This window comes from Pseudomonas sp. Sample_21 (assembly GCF_004307525.1).
Lineage (GTDB): Bacteria > Pseudomonadota > Gammaproteobacteria > Pseudomonadales > Pseudomonadaceae > Aquipseudomonas > Aquipseudomonas atacamensis.
Map to the genome: position 1 here is coordinate 1 of NZ_RCNZ01000014.1, position 4051 is coordinate 4051.

The 4051-nt window shown below is 60.6% G+C and carries 2 protein-coding genes; both read right to left on the reverse strand.

The features are described 5' to 3' along the window. Window positions 1-175: 175 nt before the first annotated feature. Complete coding sequence (gene flhF / locus D8U71_RS00960) at window positions 176-1516, reverse strand: flagellar biosynthesis protein FlhF (RefSeq protein WP_024012117.1); 1341 nt, start codon at window positions 1514-1516, stop codon at window positions 176-178. A gap of 11 nt (window positions 1517-1527) precedes the next feature. Then, window positions 1528-3657 carry a flagellar biosynthesis protein FlhA gene (gene flhA / locus D8U71_RS00965; protein ID WP_016771062.1) on the reverse strand — a complete coding sequence of 710 codons (2130 nt, stop codon included), beginning with the start codon at window positions 3655-3657 and terminating at the stop codon, window positions 1528-1530. Window positions 3658-4051 lie beyond the last annotated feature (394 nt).

A 4051-nucleotide genomic window follows, 5' to 3' on the forward strand; every position in this document is an offset into this window, starting at 1 on the left:
CCGACGCCACCTTTGCCGCCGGTCACCGCGATCACCTGTACGGGATGCATGCTGCCCATGTTATTTCTTTACCTTGTCTTGCATAGACGGAGGCCACATTACTGGCTGCGCGTTCCTGATCGGAACAATGCGTGGCAGACCATCGATGTAGGTACAAAAACTGTTCATGATTACCTCAGCCAACCTGCTTGGTCGGGCTGTGATAGATATCAGCGAACATGTCAGCCATGGCTTCTTCGCTGGGTTCTTCCTGCATTTGCACGCTGACGGCGCGGCTGACCAGCTGATGACGACGCGGCAGATGCAAATCATCCGGAATCCGTGGGCCATCGGTCAGATACGCGACCGGCAATTCATGACTGATCGCCAGGCTCAACACTTCGCCGAGACTGGCCGTTTCATCCAGTTTAGTCAGGATGCAGCCGGCCAGCCCGCAACGTTTGTAACTGTGATAAGCGGCGGTTAGAACCTGTTTCTGGCTGGTGGTTGCCAGGACCAGATAATTTTTTGAGCGAATGCCACGCCCGGCCAGGCTCTCAAGCTGCATGCGCAACGCCGGATCACTGGCTTGCAGCCCGGCAGTATCGATCAAAACCACGCGTTTGCGTAGCAGTGGATCCAATGCCTGCACCAGCGACTGGCCCGGATCGACGTGCGTCACCGGCACGTTGAGGATGCGCCCGAGGGTTTTCAGTTGTTCCTGCGCGCCGATGCGGAAGCTGTCCATGCTCACCAGTGCGACGTTCTGCGCGCCGTACTTGAGCACGTAACGCGCGGCGAGCTTGGCCAGCGTGGTGGTCTTGCCCATGCCGGCGGGGCCGACCATGGCAATCACACCGCCCTCTTCCAGCGGCTCGACTTCCGGTACGGCAATCATCCGCGCCAGGTGGGCCAGCAGCATGCGCCAGGCCTGACGGGGTTCTTCGATATCGGTGATCATCGCCAGCAGATCGCGCGACAGCGGGCCGGACAGGCCGATGCGCTGCAGACGGCGATAGAGATTGGCCTGGGCCGGACGGCTGCCTTGCAGCTGATTCCAGGCCAGGGTGCCGAGCTGAACTTCCATCAGCTCGCGCAGGCTGTTCAATTCAAAACGCATCGAATCCAGCGCACGCGGATCGACACCCGCCGAGGCCTGCGCAGGTGCTGCGGCCGGACGCGTCGGTGCGGCGTAGGTCGGCTCGCTCAGCGGCTCGGCAGCGGTCAGCGGCAGGCCTGCGGTCAATGGCAGCCCGGCAAACAATTGCTGATTGGTGTTGCCGTCGGCTTCGCCACGCAGGCTCAGCTCGGCCTGGGCGGTGACGATGCGCGACTGGGTCTTGCGCAGCTCGTCTTCGAGTTCCATGTTCGGAACCCGTGGCGCCAGCGCCGACAATTTGTAATCCAGAGCCGCCGTCAACTCGACGCCGCCGGCAATGCGGCGGTTGCCGATGATGGCGGCATCAGCGCCCAGCTCATCGCGAACCAGCTTCATGGCCTGACGCATATCGGCGGCGAAAAAACGCTTAACTTGCATAAACCACTACCTCAGCCGTTGGGCCCTACTGTCGCAACGATGGTCACTTGCTTGTTGTCCGGTACTTCCTGGTAGGCCAGTACATGCAGCCCTGGCACTGCGAGGCGACCGAAGCGCGAGAGCATCGCGCGAATCGGGCCTGCTACCAGCAGGATCACCGGTTGGCCTTGCATTTCCTGCCGCTGGGCCGCTTCGATCAACGAACGCTGCAGCTTCTCGGCCATGCTCGGCTCCAGCAGAACGCCCTCTTCCGAGCCTTGTCCTGCCTTCTGCAGACTATTGAGCAATATCTGTTCCAACCTTGGTTCCAATGTGATTACAGGCAGCTCGGACTCAGTGCCTACAATGCTTTGGACGATTGCACGGGATACGCCGACCCGCACAGCGGCGACCAGCGCGGCGGTATCTTGACTCTTGGCAGCGTTGTTCGCGATCGCCTCGGCAATGCTGCGAATGTCGCGCACCGGCACGTGCTCGGCGAGCAGCGCTTGCAGGACCTTGAGCAACTGCGACAGCGAAACCACGCCCGGCACCAGCTCTTCCGCCAGTTTCGGCGAGCTCTTGGCCAGCAATTGCATGAGTTGCTGCACTTCCTCGTGGCCGATCAGCTCACTGGAGTGCTTGTACAGAATCTGGTTCAAGTGGGTGGCGACCACGGTGCTGGCGTCGACCACGGTGTAGCCGAGCGATTGCGCCTGGGCGCGCTGGCTGATTTCGATCCACACCGCCTCCAGGCCAAAAGCCGGATCTTTGGCGTTGATCCCGTTGAGCGAGCCGTACACCTGACCCGGATTGATCGCCAGTTCGCGATCCGGGTAGATCTCGGCCTCGGCGAGGATTACGCCCATCAGCGTCAGGCGATACGCGCTCGGCGCCAGATCGAGGTTGTCGCGGATGTGCACGGTCGGCATCAGGAAGCCCAGATCCTGCGAGAGCTTCTTGCGCACGCCCTTGATCCGCGCAAGCAATTGCCCACCCTGATTGCGGTCCACCAGCGGAATCAGGCGGTAGCCGACTTCCAGGCCGATCATGTCGATCGGCGTAACGTCGTCCCAGCCCAGCTCTTTGGTTTCCATGGCGCGGGCCGGCGACGGCAGCAGTTCCTGCTGACGCTTGACCTCTTCCAGCGCCACAACCTTGGCGACGTTCTGCTTCTTCCAGAACAGGTACGCGCCGCCCGCAGCCAGCGCCGCCATGCTCAGGAAGGAGAAGTGCGGCATGCCTGGCACCAAGCCCATCACCGCCATCAAACCAGCGGCCACGGCCAGCGCTTTCGGCGAGGCGAACATCTGGCGGTTGATCTGCTTGCCCATGTCTTCCGAGCCGGAAGCACGGGTCACCATGATCGCCGCTGCTGTAGATAACAACAGTGATGGCAATTGCGCCACTAAACCGTCACCGATGGTCAGCAAGGCGTAAACCTTGCCCGCATCGCCGAAGCTCATGCCGTGCTGGAAGATACCAACCGCCATGCCGCCAATGAGGTTGATGAACAGAATCAGCAGGCCGGCGATCGCGTCACCACGGACGAACTTGCTGGCACCGTCCATCGAACCGTAGAACTCCGCCTCCTGGGCGACTTCCTGACGGCGCGACTTGGCTTGATTCTGGTCGATCAGGCCGGCGTTGAGGTCGGCGTCGATCGCCATTTGTTTGCCAGGCATCGCATCGAGGGTGAAACGCGCGCTCACCTCGGAAATCCGCCCGGCACCCTTGGTCACCACGACGAAGTTGATGATCATCAGAATCGCGAAGACCACGATACCGACCACGTAGTTACCGCCGATCACCACCTCACCGAAGGCCTGAATCACCTTACCGGCAGCGGCGTGGCCGTCCTGACCGTGGAGCATCACCACCCGCGTCGACGCCACGTTCAAGGCCAGCCGCAGCAGCGTCGCCACCAGTAGAATGGTCGGGAACACCGCGAAATCCAGCGGCCGCAGCGCATACACGCAGACCAGCAGGACGACGATCGACAGAGCGATGTTGAATGTAAAGAAGACGTCGAGCAGGAACGGCGGTACCGGCAACATCATCATCGCCAGCATGACCAGCAGCAACAACGGCACGCCCAGATTGCCTCGACTGAGGTCGGCAACGTTGGTGCGTGCTGTATTGAATAACTGAGTGCGATCCACCGGTTTTCCCCGTTCCTTTAAAGCAAACTTTTGACGCCCCGAACGGGCGCAGGGCGGCTATTGCAAGAAGCTTTCCAACTTTTGCCGGGGAATGAAATAGAGCGGTTTTACTTGGGATTATCGACTGATTGGGCTGACCCCTTCGCGAGCAGGCTCGCTCCCACCGTTTGAAATGCATTCCCAATCGGACATTTGGAATACGGCCCCTGTGGGAGCGAGCCTGCTCGCGAAGAGGCCTTCGAATGCGGCGCATTTTTTCGATTTAAACGAAGCTGTTTAAAAGACACCTGCAGACACGGTCTCAAGGCTACAAATCCTTGCGCCATTGCCTACAGCTACGCCAGAATCCGCCGGCTTGTGCGCCTTGGGGGCGGGTTCTATTGTGGTGCGGTCG

Coding starts and splice junctions, on each gene's coding strand:
- flhF (WP_024012117.1), bottom strand. CDS start 1,516: ATGCAAGTTAAGCGTTTTTTCGCCGCCGATATGCGTCAGGCCATGAAG.